Source organism: Pantoea phyllosphaerae, assembly GCF_051025595.1.
GTDB lineage: Bacteria > Pseudomonadota > Gammaproteobacteria > Enterobacterales > Enterobacteriaceae > Pantoea.
Map to the genome: position 1 here is coordinate 305,404 of NZ_JBPFDE010000001.1, position 15,285 is coordinate 320,688.

The following is a 15,285-nucleotide window of genomic DNA, read 5'->3' on the forward strand; positions in this document are numbered from 1 at the left end:
CTCGGCCGCCGTTTTTTTTGCCTTGATCAGCTCGCCTGCTGCGCTTTTTCCTGCCTGCGGCTGCCCGCCGCCCCGGCGCAGAACAGCGCGATCACCACCAGCGCCAGCACCGGCAGCATCGCCATGCGCAGCCCGGCGTGCTCGCCGATAAAGCCAAGTCCCGGCGGCCCCACCAGAAAGGCCAGATAGCCCAGCGTCGCCGCGATGGTGACGCGAATCGCGCTGTTGTGGCCGTCGCCTGCCGCAGAGACCGTAAGCGGAAAACCGAGCGCCGCGCCGATGCCCCAGAAGAGCACGGCGGCCGCCGCCAGCCATGAATTATCGGAGAAGATCACCAGCATCAGGCCGAACGCGGCGGAAAAGGCGCTAACGCGCAGCATCCAGACGCGGCCGATGCGATCGACCACATAGCCGCCGAGAAAACGCCCCAGCGTCATGCCCGCGGTGAAACCGGCATACACCAGCGTGCCCTGCGTGTGGCTCAGGTTATGCCCGTCGATCATCAGCAGCGGCAGCCAGTCGTTGGCGGAGCCTTCCGCCAGCGCCATCGCCAGGATCACCACGCCGAGGATCAGCAGCTGGCGATCGCGCAGCTCATGGCGAACCTGCGCGATAAAGCCGCCGCTGTGCGCCTGTTCGCTGCGTTCGCCGTCGCTGGTCGCGGGCAGATGGCGCAGCGCCACGGCGGCGATCAGCACATCCGCCAGCAGCACGGCGGCAAAGTGCAGGCTGGTGCTCAACTCCGCGGCGGTCATCAATAGGCCCGCCAGCGCACCGGCCAGCGTGCCCAGGCTGAAAAAGCCGTGAATGATGGTCATGACAGAGCGGCCCAGCGCCCGTTCGAACGCGGCGCCCTCGACGTTGATCACCACATCCATCAGCGCCGTGCCGCCCCCCAGCAGCGTCAGGCTGGCGAAGACGCCCAGTGCGCTCGCCATCGTCAGGCTGAGCGCCATCAGCACCAGGCCAAGCAGCAAAATCACCATGCCGTAGCGCATTACCCGCTGCGTACCGAGCTGGGCGATCAGCTTGCCGGCCAGCAGCACGCCGAGCATCGACCCGCAGGAGAAGCCGAACAGGATCATGCCCATCAGTTCAGTTGAGGCGTCGAGCCTGTCGCGCATAAAGGGCGTGCGGCTGACCCAGGAAGCCCAGGTAAAGCCGGGAATAAACATCAGACCGAAAATGGCCCACTTGCCGCGAGCCTGTTGTTGAGGCGTCATCACGACTCCTGTTTGTCGTACGGATGTACGAGAGAATAATACAAAAACGGCGCGGCGCGAGGGGGGAGACGAAATATTATTCTCGAATCGGGTCCGCTATTTTTCGCACCGCCCGCAAAACAGCGTCGCGGCTCATCGGCGCGTCGTTGAGCAGGTTATGGATGGTTAAACCCTCAATCAGCGCATCCAGCGCGCAGGCCGTCTCCATGGGAAAGCAGAGGTGCAGCGACGCCCGGCTGCGCGCCATCCACAGCTGCAGCAGCTGGCGAAACGCCGCTTTTCGCGCCGCCAGCGAGTAAAGCTCGAAACTCAGGATCAGATGACGCTGGCTGGCCCAGACATCGCCGCAAATCAAATCCACCACCGCTTCGCAGGCGTCCGCGCATTCGGTGGCGCTCTGCATGCGCTGGCGGAACGCCTGGGAGATGGTATCGACCATATAGCGGAAGGCGCCCATCAGCAGCAGATCGGTTTGCGGAAAGTGGTAGGTGAGGGTGCCGGGCGAGAGGCCCGCCTGATCGGCCACCCGGCGATAGGTGGTGCCGCGCACGCCTTCGTTGATGATCACCGTCAGCGTCGCGTCCAGTATGTCGGTTTTAATATCCCGTGTAGCGGCCATCAACTGCTCTCATTTCTCTGACATAAACAGGGTAAGGATAACCGCTCGGCGGCGACAAAGCATGCGGCGCGGGCGGGATGGGGCTGGGCAGCGCGCGCCACTCCGGTTATGATTTCGCCCTACACGACATCGACGGCAGCCAGCGGCAGGGAGGCACTATCAGCAGCATAAGGATCAGGCTCGGCAGCAGGGAGCGCAGCCGTGAAGCGTAACACCCCGCGTCACGCCTTTCACTACGCGCCGTTCCGCCACCTCTTTTTCGCCCGCACGCTGACGGTGCTGGGCAACAGCGTCGCGCCGGTGGCGCTCGCCTTCGCCGTGCTCGATATGGGCGGTTCCGCCGCCGATCTCGGCGTCGTGGTTGCCGCGCGCTCGCTGTTCAACGTCCTCTTTCTGCTGTTTGGCGGCGTGCTGGCGGATCGCTACTCGCGCAATCGGGTGCTGCTGCTCTCGTCGCTTGTCGCCGCGCTCTCCCAGAGCTGCGTCGCCTGGCTGGTGCTCGAGCAGGCCGCGACGCTAACCGCTCTGGCGATGCTGAGTGCCGTCAACGGGGCGGCCGCAGGTGTTGCGCTGCCCGCCTCATCGGCGCTGGTGCCGCAAACCGTGCCGGCGCAAAGGCTACGCCAGGCGAACGCCTTTATTCAGTCGGGCGTTTATGCCGGCACCATTATTGGCGCGTCGCTGGGCGGCATTCTTACCAGCACCCTGGGCGCAGGCTGGGGACTGGCGGTGGATGCGCTGGGCTTCGCGCTGGCCGCGCCGCTCTATTACGCGGTGCGCACCGGCGCGCAGGCGGCGGCCTCTGCCGCGACGCTCTGGCAGGATCTGCGCGACGGCTGGCGAGAATTCACCGCCCGCAGCTGGGTCTGGGCGGTGGTGGCGCAGTTTGCCGTGGTTAACGCCGCCTTCACCGGGATGGTGATGGTACTGGGCCCGGTTATCGCTGACGACGCCTTTGGCCGCGCCCGCTGGGGCGTAATGATTGCGGCGCAAAGCGTCGGGCTGATTATCGGCTCCGCCATCGCGCTGCGCTGGCGTCCGCGCCGCGCGATGTTCACCGGCGTGACGCTGGTGGCGCTCTGTGCCTTTCCCATGCTGCTGCTGGCAGGCGGCGCACCGGCCGGCTGGCTGATGGGGGCATTCTGCATCGCCGGAATGGGGTTCGGCCAGTTTGGCGTGATCTGGGCGCAGGCGCTGCAAACCCACATTCCGCGCGACCGTCTGGCGCGGGTTTACGCCTACGACGCGATGGGATCTTTTATCACCATCCCGCTGGGCGAGCTGGCCGCCGGGCCGCTGGCGATGCGCTTCGGCAACCAGACGGTGCTGCTCTGCTGCGCCGCGGCGGTGCTGGCGGCGACGCTGGCGGCCTGTCTGGTGCCGTCCATCAGAACGCTGCGGCAGGCTGAGTAGTGAGGCGGGCTGTCGGGACGATAAATGCAAGAAGCCCGCTCAGGTTTCCCTTAGCGGGCTTTTTAAATCAATAGAACAAGAGTTTAGTTATTAATTTTTTCGATAAGACAGGCCAGTTTTTGTCTGTGCTGGGCATTGCGCATGAAAAACTTGCCTTCGCGTTACCGCTGATATCCCTCCGGCGCAGGCTGGATACGGAAGCTGCGCCGCATTTCGTTTATCAGATCCGTCATAATCCTTTGAACCGCAAAAACAGTTTTCTATCATCGGCCTTCTTACCGCGAACTAAGCTCCCGCCTGCACGAAATGCTTCATGGCCTGAAAGAAGCGCTTGATGTAACAGGATGGTCGCCGTTTTACCGGCAATGTCGCCTTTGAAAACTGCTGGATCTGTCTTCCGATGGATTAAGGCTTTCTTCACGCTTTATTACGTTAAGGAAATCACAGTGAATCTGATGAATAATTGTGCATCGCCCACCGTAGATGTTATATTAAAATATAATATTCGGAGGTGCTTTATGTATACAACTCGCCTGAAAAAGGTTGGCGGATCCATCATGCTGGCGGTTCCTCCCGCCGTGCTGAAAACGCTGGAGCTGTCGACGGACAGCGAGGTAGGTATGACCATTGATAATGGATGCCTGATTATTGAACCCCAGAAACGGCCCCGTTATTCGCTTGAGGAACTGCTGGCGCAGTGCGATCCGCACGCTGAAATAAGCGAAGAAGAGCGGGAATGGATTGATGCGCCTGCGGTGGGCAAGGAGATCCTGTAAATGGACAGAGGGGAAATCTGGCTGGTTTCACTGGATCCGATTGCCGGCCACGAGCAAAGTGGAAAACGTCCGGTGCTTATCGTATCGAAGGCATCGTTTAACCAGCTGACCCGGCTACCCGTTGTTGTTCCCGTTACCAGCGGCGGAAACTTTGCTCGCACGGCAGGTTTCACCGTTTCACTGGAAGGGGCAGGGACAAAAACGGTTGGCGTTATTCGCTGTGACCAGCCCAGAACCATTGATATGGCAGCCCGGAACGGCAAGCGGCTGGAACGCATACCTGACGCTGTTGTAAATGAAGTGCTTGCCAGGCTGGATGCTATTTTGAGTTAACGCCATGATGCCGAAAAGCAAAAAGCCTGCTTCAAAAGCAGGCTTTTCTAATATGGCTCCTCTGACTGGACTCGAACCAGTGACATACGGATTAACAGTCCGCCGTTCTACCGACTGAACTACAGAGGAATCGCTTGAACGGGGCGCATATTATCGACCCGCACCGGCCATGTCAAAGCCCTTTTTCACAAAAACGTTCAACTGCTGAAATAAACGCCAGAGGCCGCTGCGCAGTTAACATGCTCACGCCTGACAAATGAAAATTATTTTTCTCCGCTATGGGCAATGAAAAAAAACGCCTGTTGCGGCGCGTGCGTCACGCTACCTGAATAACCCAGCAGTTCTCTTAACATTAAGATTTCAAAGCCGCTCACACTTCTCATCTCTGCCGTTTGCCTGGGTTTGTTTCGAAACGTATATTCCGTGAAAATCATTTTATGAAACAAGAGGGCAGTCGATGAACAAAGTCAGGATCGGCATGATCGGCAGCGGCTATATCGGACGCTGCCACGCTATCGCCTACGCGCAGGCACCGACGGTTTTTCCGCTAAAAGGCGAAATCGTGCGGGAGATGCTGGCGGAGGTCAATCCGGCGCTGGCAGAGAAGCAGGCGGCTGCCTTTGGCTTTGCCCGCTCGACCGGCGACTGGCGCGAGCTGGTGCGCGATCCGGCGATTGACGTGGTGGATATCTGCGCGCCCAACTTCCTGCATAAAGAGATGGCGCTGGAGGCGATCCGCCACGGCAAGCATGTCTATTCGGAAAAGCCGCTCTCGCTCTCGGTGGCCGACGCCGAAGAGATGGTGCAGGCGGCCCAGGCCGCCGGGGTGAAAACCCTGGTAGGCTTCAACTACATGAAAAACCCCACCAGCCAGCTGGCGAAAGAGATTATTGCGCGCGGCGAGATTGGCGAGGTGGTCCATTTCTACGGCACCCACAACGAGGATTATCTGGCGAAGCCGGAGACGCCGCTCGACTGGCACTGCCAGAAGGCGCTGGCGGGGCTCGGCGCGCTGGGCGATCTGGCGGCGCATATCGTCAATATGGCGCACTATCTGGTCGGCGACATCGAAGAGGTGAGCGGCGACATGATGACGGTGATCAAAACGCGTCCCGACGCGAAAGATCCCAGCCGCCAGCTGCCGGTAGAGAATGAGGATCAGGCGAGCGCGCTGCTGCGCTTTCGCAACGGCGCGCACGGCGTAATTGAAACCTCACGCATCGCCTGCGGCAGTAAAATGGGGCTGACCTATGTCGTCACTGGCACCAAAGGCACGCTGCGCTACAGCCAGGAGCGCATGGCGGAGCTGGAGCTCTATCTGCATGACGAACCGGCGGGGCGTCAGGGCTTTAAAACCATCCTGACCGGTCCGGCGCATCCCGATTATGCCAACTTCTGCGTCTCGGCCGGGCATGGCATCGGTTTTAACGATCAGAAAACGGTGGAAATTCGCGACCTGATTAACGGCATCGCGGCGGGCGATCGCCTGTGGCCCGATTTTGCCGAAGGGTTGCAGGTGCAGAAGGTGCTGGAGGCCATTGCGGTCTCCGCCGCCGAGCGGCGCTGGCAGGCGGTTTAGCGGCGCAGCGCGCGGCCCGTGAAGCCGCGCGCCCAAATGATCATCCTGCGGCTTTCTCCCACCACAGCTTATCCAGCGCATAGTAGCGGTCGCGTTCGCTCTCGGGCTGCTGCAAATCGCGCTTCCACGGCTTCGCCAGAATAAAGTGCAGGTTCTTCACCTCGCTCTCTTTCCACATCCGGCTGTGCTGGAAAGGCAGGGTTTTCAGCGCGTTGTAGATATAGGAGAGCGGCAGCCAGCGGCCGTGGAACGCCTCGTTCAGCAGATCCTGCTCCGAGAAAGGGTAGGCCTTCAGGTCTACAATCGCCGCAACGCGCTGCGCCAGCTGTTCGAAAACTTCATTATCCGGCGTGAGCACCAGAAAACCGCCGTTGAGGTAGTTATCCAGCAGAACAGGCGCAGGCTCGCCGCGATCCTGCCAGGTATAGTGGCAGTTTTCCGGCTGCCAGCTAGCGGGATAGGAGGCGATCTGATTAGGGTTGCAGCGGCAGGCGTGACAGGCGGCCAGCAGGTTGTCACCAAGATCGAGCGTAAACAGCTCATCCATGTTTTGCAGCACCAGCATATCGGCGTCGAGGAACACCACCCGCGCGTAGTCGGTCAGCTGCCAGGCGCGCAGTTTGGTCCAGACCTCGCCGAACTGCGCCGAGGCGTAGTGCTGTTCCAGCGCGCTGTTGGGGTAGATCGGATCGACCGGCTGCACCACGCAGCCTTCTGCCTGCAGCGCTGCGCAATCCGCCTGCGAAATCGCATTGGTAGTCATCACCACCAGCGGCCAGCGCGTGCCGCTCTGCTTCAGCGAACGGTGTAGCGCCTTAACGCCCACCAGATAATCGGGCTGCGTCAGCAGCGTAACCCATGCAAACATGGTTCTCTCCCTGTAAAAGTCAGTCGAAAAGCGCGGTCAGATAATCGTTGCTGAAGCGGCGCTGTGGATCCAGCTCGCGGCACAGCGTGCGGAAGTCGTCCCAGTGCGGATACACGTCGCGCCAGACGTAGCGTCCGGCGTCATAATATTTGCCCCAGTGTGGGCGGCCGCCCTCTTCGGCCAGCAGCTTCTCTACCTCAGTCAGAAAGTGCAGGCCATCCTGCGACAGCGAACCGTCGTCGGCGTAATAGACCACAAAGCCGAAGAAGCAGGTCGGCTCGCCGTAGGCAGGGCTGAGCCAGGCTTCCGATGCGCCGGTGCAGCGCAGGATAATCGGGTAGTGCATATGTGGCCGCTCTGCGGCGTACCAGCGTTTGATTTTACTGATAGCGGCCGGGGTGCGGGAAAGAGGAACGCCAATTTCAACGTTGATCTGCGGCACCGCAATGCCGCGGCAGAAGAGCTGGTAGATGTCGCCGGTCACGTCGGTAAAGTCGCGGAAGCGCGTCACGGTGCGGAACTGCTTGCCGCCTTTACCGTGGATTTGCGTGTCGCGGTGCATCTGCTCAAGCGTCTGGTCGATAGTGCTGTTCAGGCTGTCGTCGCCCTGGTCGGCGTGCTTCACCACTTCGCGGCCATTCGCCTGCCACTCGGCGGTTTCCTGCGCGCTCGCTTCGTTCGCATTCCAGACGTGCATCAGGTTATCGTCAACGAACCACCAGGCCTTGCTCAGCGCGTATTCGCTGTTCCAGCGCAGCAGATCCTGCTCAAGATTATCCGCCGACACCGCGTTTTTATGGCAGGTGTAAATGCGGAAGGGTTGAGTGCGCAGCGTAACGGCGGTGACAATGCCGAGCGCGCCGAGTGTCACCTGCGCGGCGGGAAAGTCCGGCTCGCCGCGCGTAAACTCGCGGATCGATCCGTCAGCCAGCACCATGCGAATACGCAGCGCCTCGTCCGCCAGCGAGCTTTGATGCAGCCCCTGGCCGTGGGTGCCGGTGGCCATCGCGCCCGCCAGCTTCTGTACCGCAATTACGCCGGGCGAGGCGGCGAGCATGCGGTCCAGCGCGGTAAGCTGAATATAGAGATCGTTAAGCGTGGTGCCCGCACCGACGGTGACGCTCTGCTCATCCTGCGCCAGCAGGCCGGAAAGGGCGCTGATATCCACCAGCAGATCATCCTCTGCGACATTCAGCATGCGGCCCGGCGACAGGCGGCTGCCCACCACGCGCACGCGGCCGTGGCTATCGCGCAGCAGCTGCTGTAATTCCGCCTCGCTGCGCGGTTGATGTAACTGCTGGCGGCTGCCAACCCGGGCGTTTTGCGCCCAGTTCCATAGCGCATCGTCTTCGGCGCTGAGGGTGGTGTTGCGTAGAGGATAACGTTCGGCGTCTCTGCTCACGACTGCGTTCCTGTGTTGAGATCGGTTAATTGGCATCAGTTAAGCGTAGCCCATCACAGCGTTGTCGCTTCCCTTAACCCACTTTACTGATGTAGCGCAGCGTCGCCGTGACCGCCAGCTGGCGATTGCGGCTGACGCTCTCCTCTTCGCTGTTATCAGGGCTGAAAAGGGCGTTGAAGGTATAGCGGTTAGAGACGTGATGCACGCAGATGCTGCTGATCAGGCGGTGCACATCGATGGTTTCGACCTCGCGAATAAACACGCCCTGCTGCTGGCCGCGCGCCAGAATATCGTCCAGCACGTCAAGGGCGCTGCGGTTCAGTGCCTTGATGCGCGGCGACTGCGAGATATAACGACCGCGCAGCAGGTTTTCGGTGCAGACCAGCCGCATAAAGTCGGGATGAGAGACGTGGTAGTCAAAGCTCGCTTCCACCAGCTTGCTCATCGCCAGTTTCGGCTCCATCGCCGCCAGGTTCAGGCCGGTTTCATGCTGGCGGATCGCCTGATAGACCTGCTCCAGCACCTCAATATAGAGCTTCTCTTTGTTGCCGAAGTGATACACCACCATACGCTTGGTGGTTTGCGCGTTTTCGGCGATCTGCTCCAGACGCGCGCCCTGCATGCCGAACTCGGCGAAGGTGGTCAGGGCGCCAGCGAGGATGCGTTTTTTCAGCCCTTCAGGGTCGTTTTTTCGTTTTGGAGTGGTGTCCGACATAGCGCTTAGTCACTAAGAAAATCCAGCCAGCATGGTATCACAGCCCGCGGGATCGGTCTGGCGACGCGAGCGGTTGCCTGTCTATATTCATTTCGGGAATAGTATTCTCGTAAAAATCATTATCTGGAGATAAGCAACTGCGTATACTAAGGGCGAGATCCTCAACATTATCGGCCACAGCCCAGGCCCGATACCATCAGAGGCTCTCGCTTTATCAATATGAAAGAGCTGCGCATTTAGTGTCGGGGTCATCCCGATCGCGCTTTTGCGCCTTCGATCCCGAACGCACCGGCGTGGTGCTCTGCGTAAGGGATCAAACGAGTAATAAAAAGCGCTTTTACGACCCGATGCTCCCGGTTGCCGATCAAGAATTTACGTGCTGGCTTGATAATCTTACACACAAGGCGTCACTGGGTGGGCAGAACGTTTGAAAAGCTTATTGCAGAAAACGATGATGGCGTACGCTCGTCATACTCTTCTGGCTGCCGACCACACTAAATACACCGCTTCCGCCGCCGTAACGATCGGTAATATTGCGCCGATAGCGGCGCTGTTCATCGACGCGCCTCCATCAGAGGAGCTGAAATCCTGGCTTGATGAGCATCAGACAGAGCGGATTGTGGCGCAGGAGGCGGTGTAGCGCTAAAGCGTCTTCACCACCATGCCAAACGCCGCCAGCAGCATAATCACGCCAGCCGAGCGAAAAAGGCGTTGCTGCGCCTTAGCGCTGGTGAGCAGGTGGCGAATTTTAAGCGCTGCGAGAATAAAAACCGCGCCAACGCTCAGCAGCACGAAAATGGTGAGGGGCACCAGCATTCCGCCCCAAATCTGTAATGAGACATTATCCAGCGAGATAACCAGAGGCAGTATCGCCAGATAAAAGGCGATGGTTTTGGGATTGCCGAGCGTGATTGTTAGCCCTGAAAGCCAGGCTGATGCCAGCTCCTGCGTTGTCGCTTTCTGGTCAATGCTGACTGCCTTAGGCTGATAGCGCCAGAACTGCCATGCCAGCACGCACAAATAGAGTGAGGCCGCCCAGTTGATCAGCGTGAATACGGATGAATAATTATGGGCGACCACCGCCAGACCAAATACCGCGATAGATAAGTAGATCAAATCACCGAGGATCAGGCCGGCAAGCATCGTAAAGCCGGTTCGGGCACCTCCGCTAACGCTGCGAGCGACCAGGGCGGTCATTCCCGGCCCCGGGATTGCCGCGGCTAAACCGAGCGCGGCGATATAAGAAATTATTTGAGCCATTCCTAACATAAGTATTCCTGTCAAAATGAGATGCGGGCAGAGAGGTTATTAAAGAGTGGGGTGGATGGATAGCGGGGTTTGCGCCACCACCGCCCGGGCAAAGACCAGATCCTGCACTGCAAGGCCCACGGACTTAAACAGGGTTCGCTGCAGCCTGAGCGAGGTCGGCTGTACATCTGAGGTAAGCCGTTCTCCTATTTCTGTCCCCCAGTATTCCTGCGGGATCAATCCTTGCTGTTTTGCCTCCAGCAGACAGGTAGAGGCGTGCCAGACCGCCTCGCGGTCGTCAACGTAGAGTGCTACCGTCGCATAGATGTCGCTGTCGATTTCCTGAAAACCGGGGGCAGATGCCCCTACGGCATTGATATGGCACTGAGCTGGCAGGTCTCTGCCATGGAGAAACGGCACCTTTGCAGCCGTCACCGTACAGATGATATCCGCCTCTGCCACCGCCTGAGCTGGCGTCATCGCCACTGTGGCGGACAGTCCCAGCTGTTGTTGACACCATTCCGCAAAAACAGACGCGCGTGCTTCACTTCTTCCCCAGACAGAAATATGCTGCAGCGGACGGATTTCCATCATCATTTGCGCATGTTTTCTGGCTTGAACGCCGGTGCCCAGTATAGCCAGACGGGTGGCACCAGGCGGTGCCAATATATCCGTAGCCAGCGCAGAAGCTGCAGCGGTGCGTAATTCCGTCACTGAGGCGGCGTCAACAACAACAAGGTCGCCCTTTTCCGACGCATCATAGAGCAGAATACACCCCTCGTGGGACGTAGGCTGCGCGTGGCGGCTGAAATCGACCTTAACGGTTTTGAGGCCAAACCCAGCATAGGGCCCTTCTTCAATACAGGCGGGCATCGTACCCATCAGGCTGCCTTGTTCAGAGGCAATAACGCTGCGCAACGTCTGTTTCACTTTACCCTGGCTGAGCAGTGCAAAAGCGTCCCGGCTCAGTTGCAGGCACGCTGAGGGCGATAAAACCTGCTCCACCTGCTTTCGACTAATGAATTGCATGGAAAGTGTCCGTTATCAGGGTGTCGCCTCAGCGTGAAACTGAGGCTCGATCTGGGTATGGGCAATGCTGTTGAGCAGCGTTGACATGGTTTTTTGGGAAACCCCCAGGATAACGTCCAGCATATTTTGCCGGCTATATCCTACCGCCAGCATCGCCTCTACCGCGCTTTCGGGGATCTGGCCCTGGGCCAAAACGACCTGACGCGTAAAGCAATAAAGCGCGGCCAGCCTGACTGGCAGGGCCTCAGGCTGGTGAGCAAGCGTATCCAGAATCGCTGGCGAGACCCCTTTGCGCTGTGCGATCCAGCTGTGCGCCTGAACCGTATAGGCGCACTGGTTCAGAGTACCCGTGGTAATCCACACGATGGTGCGCTCTTCTTCGTTCAGCGAACAGTGGGAGAAGGCGTCATGGGCAAACTGGTAAGACGCCAGCAGGGCGGGCGACTCTGCCATGTAAGCGCTTTGCCATGGAATCCAGCCAAAACCGTCAATCGAACTTTGCAGCAGAGGGCGACTCGCCGCAGGCGCGCTGTCGAGCGTGTGCATTTTTAATCTTGTCATTTTTTTATCCACTTTAAATATGGGAGGCAAACACAGACCAGAGCATATGTATCGGACGCGTTCGTGAAATAAAGTTGAGCTTATGGATGCCGGCGGCAATTTCAGTGGTTAACGCGACATCGACTTCACCGGATACCACCGCCTGTGCGGCCGCACTGGTGGAGGGCATCTCAATTACCTGAGCAATACGCAGTCCATCAGGAAGCAACTCCTCAATTAATGGAACCGGTGCTGGATGAGAAGCGATATATAATGGTCGATCGGGCAATTTTTTGTTTGTCACCAGACCATAAAGCGGCGTGTTATAAAGAAAGGTAGCCAGCAGTTTCAGACGCGTATCCATATAAAAATCGTTAATCTTCGGATAGGCATTGGCAACAATAAGCAGTCCTTTTTCATGCCTGATGTTATTTCTTGCTAAATCATAAGAGTCATTAAGATGAATGTCATGATGGCTGTTGGCGTAATTATCACTCATCCAGCGATAAAAAAAATGAGAGGCATATTCACTGCTGGTACCCGAAGGACCTAAAGTATAAACCGGACAGTTAACAGCATGACTTAAGCCCATATCCATAAAATGATAGCGCATGGTTTCACCTAACAGGGTTGTTCAACAGACAGGCGTTAGCCAGTGATTAAATGCGTCTAATTCTCCACGCACCGACTGTTCGTAAAGGCCTTTAATAGTCATCGCGATACTCTGTGTATCCATACTATTAAGCTTTCGGTGGTCAATCTGACTCACTGGTGATATTTCGACGCCTGTGCCCGTTAAAAAACATTCATCTGCGGTCAACAGTTCAGACGGTAAGATGTCTCTTTCTTCGACTTGCAGTTTCAGGCAGGTGGCGGCCAGTGTAATCACCGTGTCACGCGTAATCCCTTCCAGAATCTGTGCCGTCACCGGGGGCGTAATTAGCCTGCCGTTTTTAACAATAAAAACGTTTGAGGTGGTCGCTTCGGTAACATAACCCTGCTGATTGAGCATAATGGCGTCGTTATAGCCGCCACGCTGAGCTGTTTCCATTGCAAGTGCAGAGTTTACGTAACTTCCGGTAATTTTAGCGCGCGCGGGAATGGCGTTATCGGAAACGCGACGCCAGCTGGAAATGGTGCATGCAAGACCATCCTGTTTTACATAGGCGCGCATATTAAGCGTGTTGATCGATAATCCGCTACTGATGCCAGAGAGTTTTACGCCGAAGCCACTGCCAGGTAAAAGATGACGTTTATAAGCAATAGGGCGAATGTAGCAGTCGCTACTGGCATCATTTCGCTTCAGCAAGGACAAGATGACTTCCTTCAGCGCCTGACGATCGGGCAGATCATCGATTAACAGTAGTGATGCCGACTGACGCAGTCGGTCAATATGTTCGTCTAAGCGGAAAACCGTTAGCTTTCCATCAGAAAAATGTGTGTAACCACGAATGCCTTCGAACACTGCGGTGCCGTAATTAAATGCCTGCGTCGTGACAGGTAATAGCGCCGCATTTGCCTCAACAAACGTGCCATTGAGGTAGCTCCAGGGGTGGTGAAGGGGGCTCGCTTCACTGATTTTATTGGGGGACGTATCGTTCATTATTTAAAACCCCGGTTGATCAGGGCAAGCGCCGCTTCACGATCGCTGTTATCTGCCGCAGGTCGCAAATCGTGGATGCGCGCTGCCTTCCAGCTCACCATCGCTGAGGTTGCGGTTACGCTACTCGTTTCGCCCTTAACGAGGTTGACCTTAATGCCCGCAATGCGCTGTTCGACATGTGCTTTCACCTCTTTTAGCACCTGGGAGACATCAGATGTCTTATCAAACATCTCAACGGTGATATTAAGCACGTCAACGTCATCGCTTCTGTCGATTTGAATCGCGTAGTCCAGGCAACCGTTGAGCCGTTCAAGAAGCGCGGCTTCTAAATCCCAGGCGCAGTAAGCGGCGCCATTAAGCGTCAGAACATCCCGCACGCGACCGACAGGCACAATTTTTTGGGTGCCATCAGGCATATAAGTCGACCGCACCATATCACCGGTACGATAACGAACAAGCGGCTTCTGTCCCTTATAGAGATGGGTAATGACCAGTTCACCAGTCACCTGACCTAGTGTAACGTCATAGCTTTTACCACTGACGGGATCGATGAGCTCGTAGTAGTTGTTCAGCGGGATGGTGTAAAGGTGACTGTCCGCCGCGCAGACGGCAAGAATAGAGGACTCCTGAGAGGCATACATACAGCTATAGACCTGTGCCCCCCAGACCTCACCAATGTTTCTTAACAGCGACGGCGTGGTTAATTCACCCACCGTCAGGATTAGCTTCACGCTCGTAGCGGAGGGTTTTTCTCCAGAATCCTGAATAAAACGCGCCACGGCAATAGCCACCGCTGGCGTGCAGACCAGTGCGGTTATCTGCAATTCATTGATCAATGCCATAACGCGTTTCATGCCCACCACGGGCGAACGCGGCCACATTTTTACCACGCTGTAGCCGAGGCTGCGAAAAACATCTTCAAAGGTATCGCCGGTGGAATGAAGCTCAGTTGGACCCATGACCCCCACAATATGATTCGAACCAAACTGCTCAAACAGAGTGCGATAATGAATAATAAGAGGGGTGTTGTTATGAATGGAGTCCGTTTCATTACGAGGGCAGGGAGTGGGTTTGCCGGTTGTACCCGTAGTTTCGTAATAAATCCAGCTCTGGTGAAGAGGGGCAGAGGCGAGCGATTTGCCATTATTTCTCAGGTCATCTTTGGTTGTAAAAGGAAGCGCGTTAATCCCATCGGTGGTCAGTGCCTCTAAATCAGCGCAGGTCAGGCCTTTTAAATGTTCACGATAGAATGGAGAGTTTTCGCTGGCATATTTAACGACCTCACGCAGTTGGTTATTCTGGTGAATAGAGAGCTGTTCTGTGCTGAATTTCCCTGCATTAAAGTCACGGTGTTGATGATAGATATTTTTGGCCTGTTCAATTATTTTTTCTTTGAAAATAGCATACATATTGTCATCCTTAGCCAGGTAAAGTCGTTATGCGTGCAGCACAATAATCAGCAGTCTGTTGCTGCTAGTGTATTTTTATCTGTAGTGCTTTATTTATAGAGTGGGAGATTTCCGGTCAGCTTGGTTATTTTCTTTTTTGGACCAATGATGCCAATTGCTACCAGCTCAATATTTTCACTCTTTACCGAGGAAATTTTTTCACCATATTCGTCATAGGTTTTGCACGACTGTGCCAGGGCGCTAAACGGCATCACGTAAATCTCCTCGTCGCTTTCCGCGCTCACCTGTATTTCACGCAAAGAGTGGCCTGATGCCAGCAAAACCGGAAGCGGTGCGTAAATCACGCCTGGAAAATTAACATTGTCCAGGCTTTGCATATCAGGTCCAACAAGATTTTCAACGGTACGGCCGAAACTAATGCCTATAACGCTTGCGGCATTCATAGCCAGGCCCGCGGGGAGATCTTTATCAATAATAATCGTACAGCGATGTTGGCTTGCATCAAATTTCATTATTTATCCTCAATAG

The 15,285-nt window shown here is 56.7% G+C and carries 16 protein-coding genes, 1 tRNA gene and 2 pseudogenes; 6 read left to right on the forward strand and 13 right to left on the reverse strand.

Annotated features, from left to right (window positions below; genetic code table 11):
- Positions 1-26: 26 nt before the first annotated feature.
- Both ACR6A7_RS01325 and ACR6A7_RS01330 read right to left on the reverse strand, forming a co-directional pair.
- Positions 27-1,223 (reverse strand): MFS transporter, encoded by a 1,197-nt coding sequence (locus ACR6A7_RS01325; protein ID WP_434122953.1) that lies wholly within the window; start codon positions 1,221-1,223, stop codon positions 27-29.
- Between the two features lie 76 nt (positions 1,224-1,299).
- Entirely contained in the window at positions 1,300-1,842 is a 543-nt protein-coding gene (locus ACR6A7_RS01330) for a TetR/AcrR family transcriptional regulator (RefSeq protein ID WP_434122954.1), read from the reverse strand.
- A gap of 201 nt (positions 1,843-2,043) precedes the next feature.
- On the opposite strand from ACR6A7_RS01330, the gene ACR6A7_RS01335 reads away from it, so the two are divergent.
- From ACR6A7_RS01335 to ACR6A7_RS01345, 3 genes are all read left to right on the forward strand, one after another.
- Positions 2,044-3,255 carry an MFS transporter gene (locus tag ACR6A7_RS01335; protein ID WP_434122956.1) on the forward strand — a complete coding sequence of 404 codons (1,212 nt, stop codon included), beginning with the start codon at positions 2,044-2,046 and terminating at the stop codon, positions 3,253-3,255.
- A gap of 518 nt (positions 3,256-3,773) precedes the next feature.
- Entirely contained in the window at positions 3,774-4,031 is a 258-nt protein-coding gene (locus ACR6A7_RS01340; RefSeq protein WP_048782244.1) for an AbrB/MazE/SpoVT family DNA-binding domain-containing protein, read from the forward strand.
- Positions 4,032-4,364 (forward strand): type II toxin-antitoxin system PemK/MazF family toxin, encoded by a 333-nt coding sequence (locus ACR6A7_RS01345; protein ID WP_434122958.1) that lies wholly within the window; start codon positions 4,032-4,034, stop codon positions 4,362-4,364.
- Positions 4,365-4,417: 53 nt separating this feature from the next.
- Here ACR6A7_RS01345 and ACR6A7_RS01350 read toward each other — a convergent pair.
- Positions 4,418-4,493 (reverse strand) — tRNA-Asn (locus ACR6A7_RS01350).
- 328 nt (positions 4,494-4,821) lie between these two features.
- On the opposite strand from ACR6A7_RS01350, the gene ACR6A7_RS01355 reads away from it, so the two are divergent.
- Positions 4,822-5,943, forward strand: coding sequence for a Gfo/Idh/MocA family protein (locus tag ACR6A7_RS01355; RefSeq protein ID WP_434122959.1), 1,122 nt, complete (start codon positions 4,822-4,824; stop codon positions 5,941-5,943).
- Positions 5,944-5,983: 40 nt separating this feature from the next.
- Here ACR6A7_RS01355 and ACR6A7_RS01360 read toward each other — a convergent pair whose 3' ends face one another.
- The 3 genes from ACR6A7_RS01360 to ACR6A7_RS01370 form a co-directional block, all read right to left on the reverse strand.
- Positions 5,984-6,811 (reverse strand): glycosyltransferase family 8 protein, encoded by an 828-nt coding sequence (locus ACR6A7_RS01360; protein WP_434122960.1) that lies wholly within the window; start codon positions 6,809-6,811, stop codon positions 5,984-5,986.
- A 19-nt stretch (positions 6,812-6,830) separates the two neighbouring features.
- On the reverse strand, positions 6,831-8,213 hold the full coding sequence (locus tag ACR6A7_RS01365) for a D-arabinono-1,4-lactone oxidase (RefSeq protein WP_434122961.1): 1,383 nt from the start codon (positions 8,211-8,213) through the stop codon (positions 6,831-6,833).
- A gap of 73 nt (positions 8,214-8,286) precedes the next feature.
- Entirely contained in the window at positions 8,287-8,928 is a 642-nt protein-coding gene (locus tag ACR6A7_RS01370; RefSeq protein WP_434122963.1) for a TetR/AcrR family transcriptional regulator, read from the reverse strand.
- Positions 8,929-9,105: 177 nt separating this feature from the next.
- Between ACR6A7_RS01370 and ACR6A7_RS01375 the strand changes: the two are divergent.
- A pseudogene (locus ACR6A7_RS01375) lies at positions 9,106-9,359 on the forward strand (type II toxin-antitoxin system RelE/ParE family toxin); the annotation flags it as partial.
- A 14-nt stretch (positions 9,360-9,373) separates the two neighbouring features.
- A pseudogene (locus ACR6A7_RS01380) lies at positions 9,374-9,568 on the forward strand (DeoR family transcriptional regulator); the annotation flags it as partial.
- A gap of 2 nt (positions 9,569-9,570) precedes the next feature.
- Here ACR6A7_RS01380 and ACR6A7_RS01385 read toward each other — a convergent pair.
- The 7 genes from ACR6A7_RS01385 to ACR6A7_RS01415 all read right to left on the reverse strand — a co-directional run bounded on the left by ACR6A7_RS01385 (position 9,571) and on the right by ACR6A7_RS01415 (position 15,269).
- Entirely contained in the window at positions 9,571-10,197 is a 627-nt protein-coding gene (locus ACR6A7_RS01385; protein WP_434122964.1) for a LysE family translocator, read from the reverse strand.
- A gap of 39 nt (positions 10,198-10,236) precedes the next feature.
- The gene (locus ACR6A7_RS01390; protein ID WP_434122965.1) at positions 10,237-11,205 is read right to left on the reverse strand and encodes an ornithine cyclodeaminase family protein; all 969 of its coding nucleotides are present in this window, start codon (positions 11,203-11,205) and stop codon (positions 10,237-10,239) included.
- A gap of 15 nt (positions 11,206-11,220) precedes the next feature.
- Complete coding sequence (locus tag ACR6A7_RS01395) at positions 11,221-11,766, reverse strand: carboxymuconolactone decarboxylase family protein (RefSeq protein WP_434122966.1); 546 nt, start codon at positions 11,764-11,766, stop codon at positions 11,221-11,223.
- 13 nt (positions 11,767-11,779) lie between these two features.
- Positions 11,780-12,358, reverse strand: coding sequence for a bacilysin biosynthesis protein BacA (locus ACR6A7_RS01400; protein WP_434122967.1), 579 nt, complete (start codon positions 12,356-12,358; stop codon positions 11,780-11,782).
- A gap of 21 nt (positions 12,359-12,379) precedes the next feature.
- Positions 12,380-13,348, reverse strand: coding sequence for a branched-chain amino acid transaminase (locus tag ACR6A7_RS01405; protein ID WP_434122968.1), 969 nt, complete (start codon positions 13,346-13,348; stop codon positions 12,380-12,382).
- Positions 13,348-14,757, reverse strand: coding sequence for a phenylacetate--CoA ligase family protein (locus ACR6A7_RS01410; RefSeq protein ID WP_434122969.1), 1,410 nt, complete (start codon positions 14,755-14,757; stop codon positions 13,348-13,350). The genes ACR6A7_RS01405 and ACR6A7_RS01410 overlap by 1 nt, the downstream gene beginning before the upstream one ends.
- A gap of 89 nt (positions 14,758-14,846) precedes the next feature.
- A complete protein-coding gene (locus tag ACR6A7_RS01415; RefSeq protein WP_434122970.1) occupies positions 14,847-15,269 on the reverse strand; it encodes a DUF2000 domain-containing protein in 423 nt (140 codons plus the stop codon).
- Positions 15,270-15,285: the final 16 nt, after the last annotated feature.

What these genes read in the sequence shown, in the direction of transcription:
- ACR6A7_RS01325 (WP_434122953.1), bottom strand. Translation starts at nt 1,223, where the DNA reads ATGACGCCTCAACAACAGGCTCGCGGCAAGTGGGCCATTTTCGGTCTG.
- ACR6A7_RS01330 (WP_434122954.1), bottom strand. Translation starts at nt 1,842, where the DNA reads ATGGCCGCTACACGGGATATTAAAACCGACATACTGGACGCGACGCTG.
- ACR6A7_RS01340 (WP_048782244.1), top strand. Translation starts at nt 3,774, where the DNA reads ATGTATACAACTCGCCTGAAAAAGGTTGGCGGATCCATCATGCTGGCG.
- ACR6A7_RS01345 (WP_434122958.1), top strand. Translation starts at nt 4,032, where the DNA reads ATGGACAGAGGGGAAATCTGGCTGGTTTCACTGGATCCGATTGCCGGC.
- ACR6A7_RS01355 (WP_434122959.1), top strand. Translation starts at nt 4,822, where the DNA reads ATGAACAAAGTCAGGATCGGCATGATCGGCAGCGGCTATATCGGACGC.
- ACR6A7_RS01360 (WP_434122960.1), bottom strand. Translation starts at nt 6,811, where the DNA reads ATGTTTGCATGGGTTACGCTGCTGACGCAGCCCGATTATCTGGTGGGC.
- ACR6A7_RS01370 (WP_434122963.1), bottom strand. Translation starts at nt 8,928, where the DNA reads ATGTCGGACACCACTCCAAAACGAAAAAACGACCCTGAAGGGCTGAAA.
- ACR6A7_RS01385 (WP_434122964.1), bottom strand. Translation starts at nt 10,197, where the DNA reads ATGTTAGGAATGGCTCAAATAATTTCTTATATCGCCGCGCTCGGTTTA.
- ACR6A7_RS01390 (WP_434122965.1), bottom strand. Translation starts at nt 11,205, where the DNA reads ATGCAATTCATTAGTCGAAAGCAGGTGGAGCAGGTTTTATCGCCCTCA.
- ACR6A7_RS01395 (WP_434122966.1), bottom strand. Translation starts at nt 11,766, where the DNA reads ATGACAAGATTAAAAATGCACACGCTCGACAGCGCGCCTGCGGCGAGT.
- ACR6A7_RS01400 (WP_434122967.1), bottom strand. Translation starts at nt 12,358, where the DNA reads ATGCGCTATCATTTTATGGATATGGGCTTAAGTCATGCTGTTAACTGT.
- ACR6A7_RS01405 (WP_434122968.1), bottom strand. Translation starts at nt 13,348, where the DNA reads ATGAACGATACGTCCCCCAATAAAATCAGTGAAGCGAGCCCCCTTCAC.
- ACR6A7_RS01410 (WP_434122969.1), bottom strand. Translation starts at nt 14,757, where the DNA reads ATGTATGCTATTTTCAAAGAAAAAATAATTGAACAGGCCAAAAATATC.
- ACR6A7_RS01415 (WP_434122970.1), bottom strand. Translation starts at nt 15,269, where the DNA reads ATGAAATTTGATGCAAGCCAACATCGCTGTACGATTATTATTGATAAA.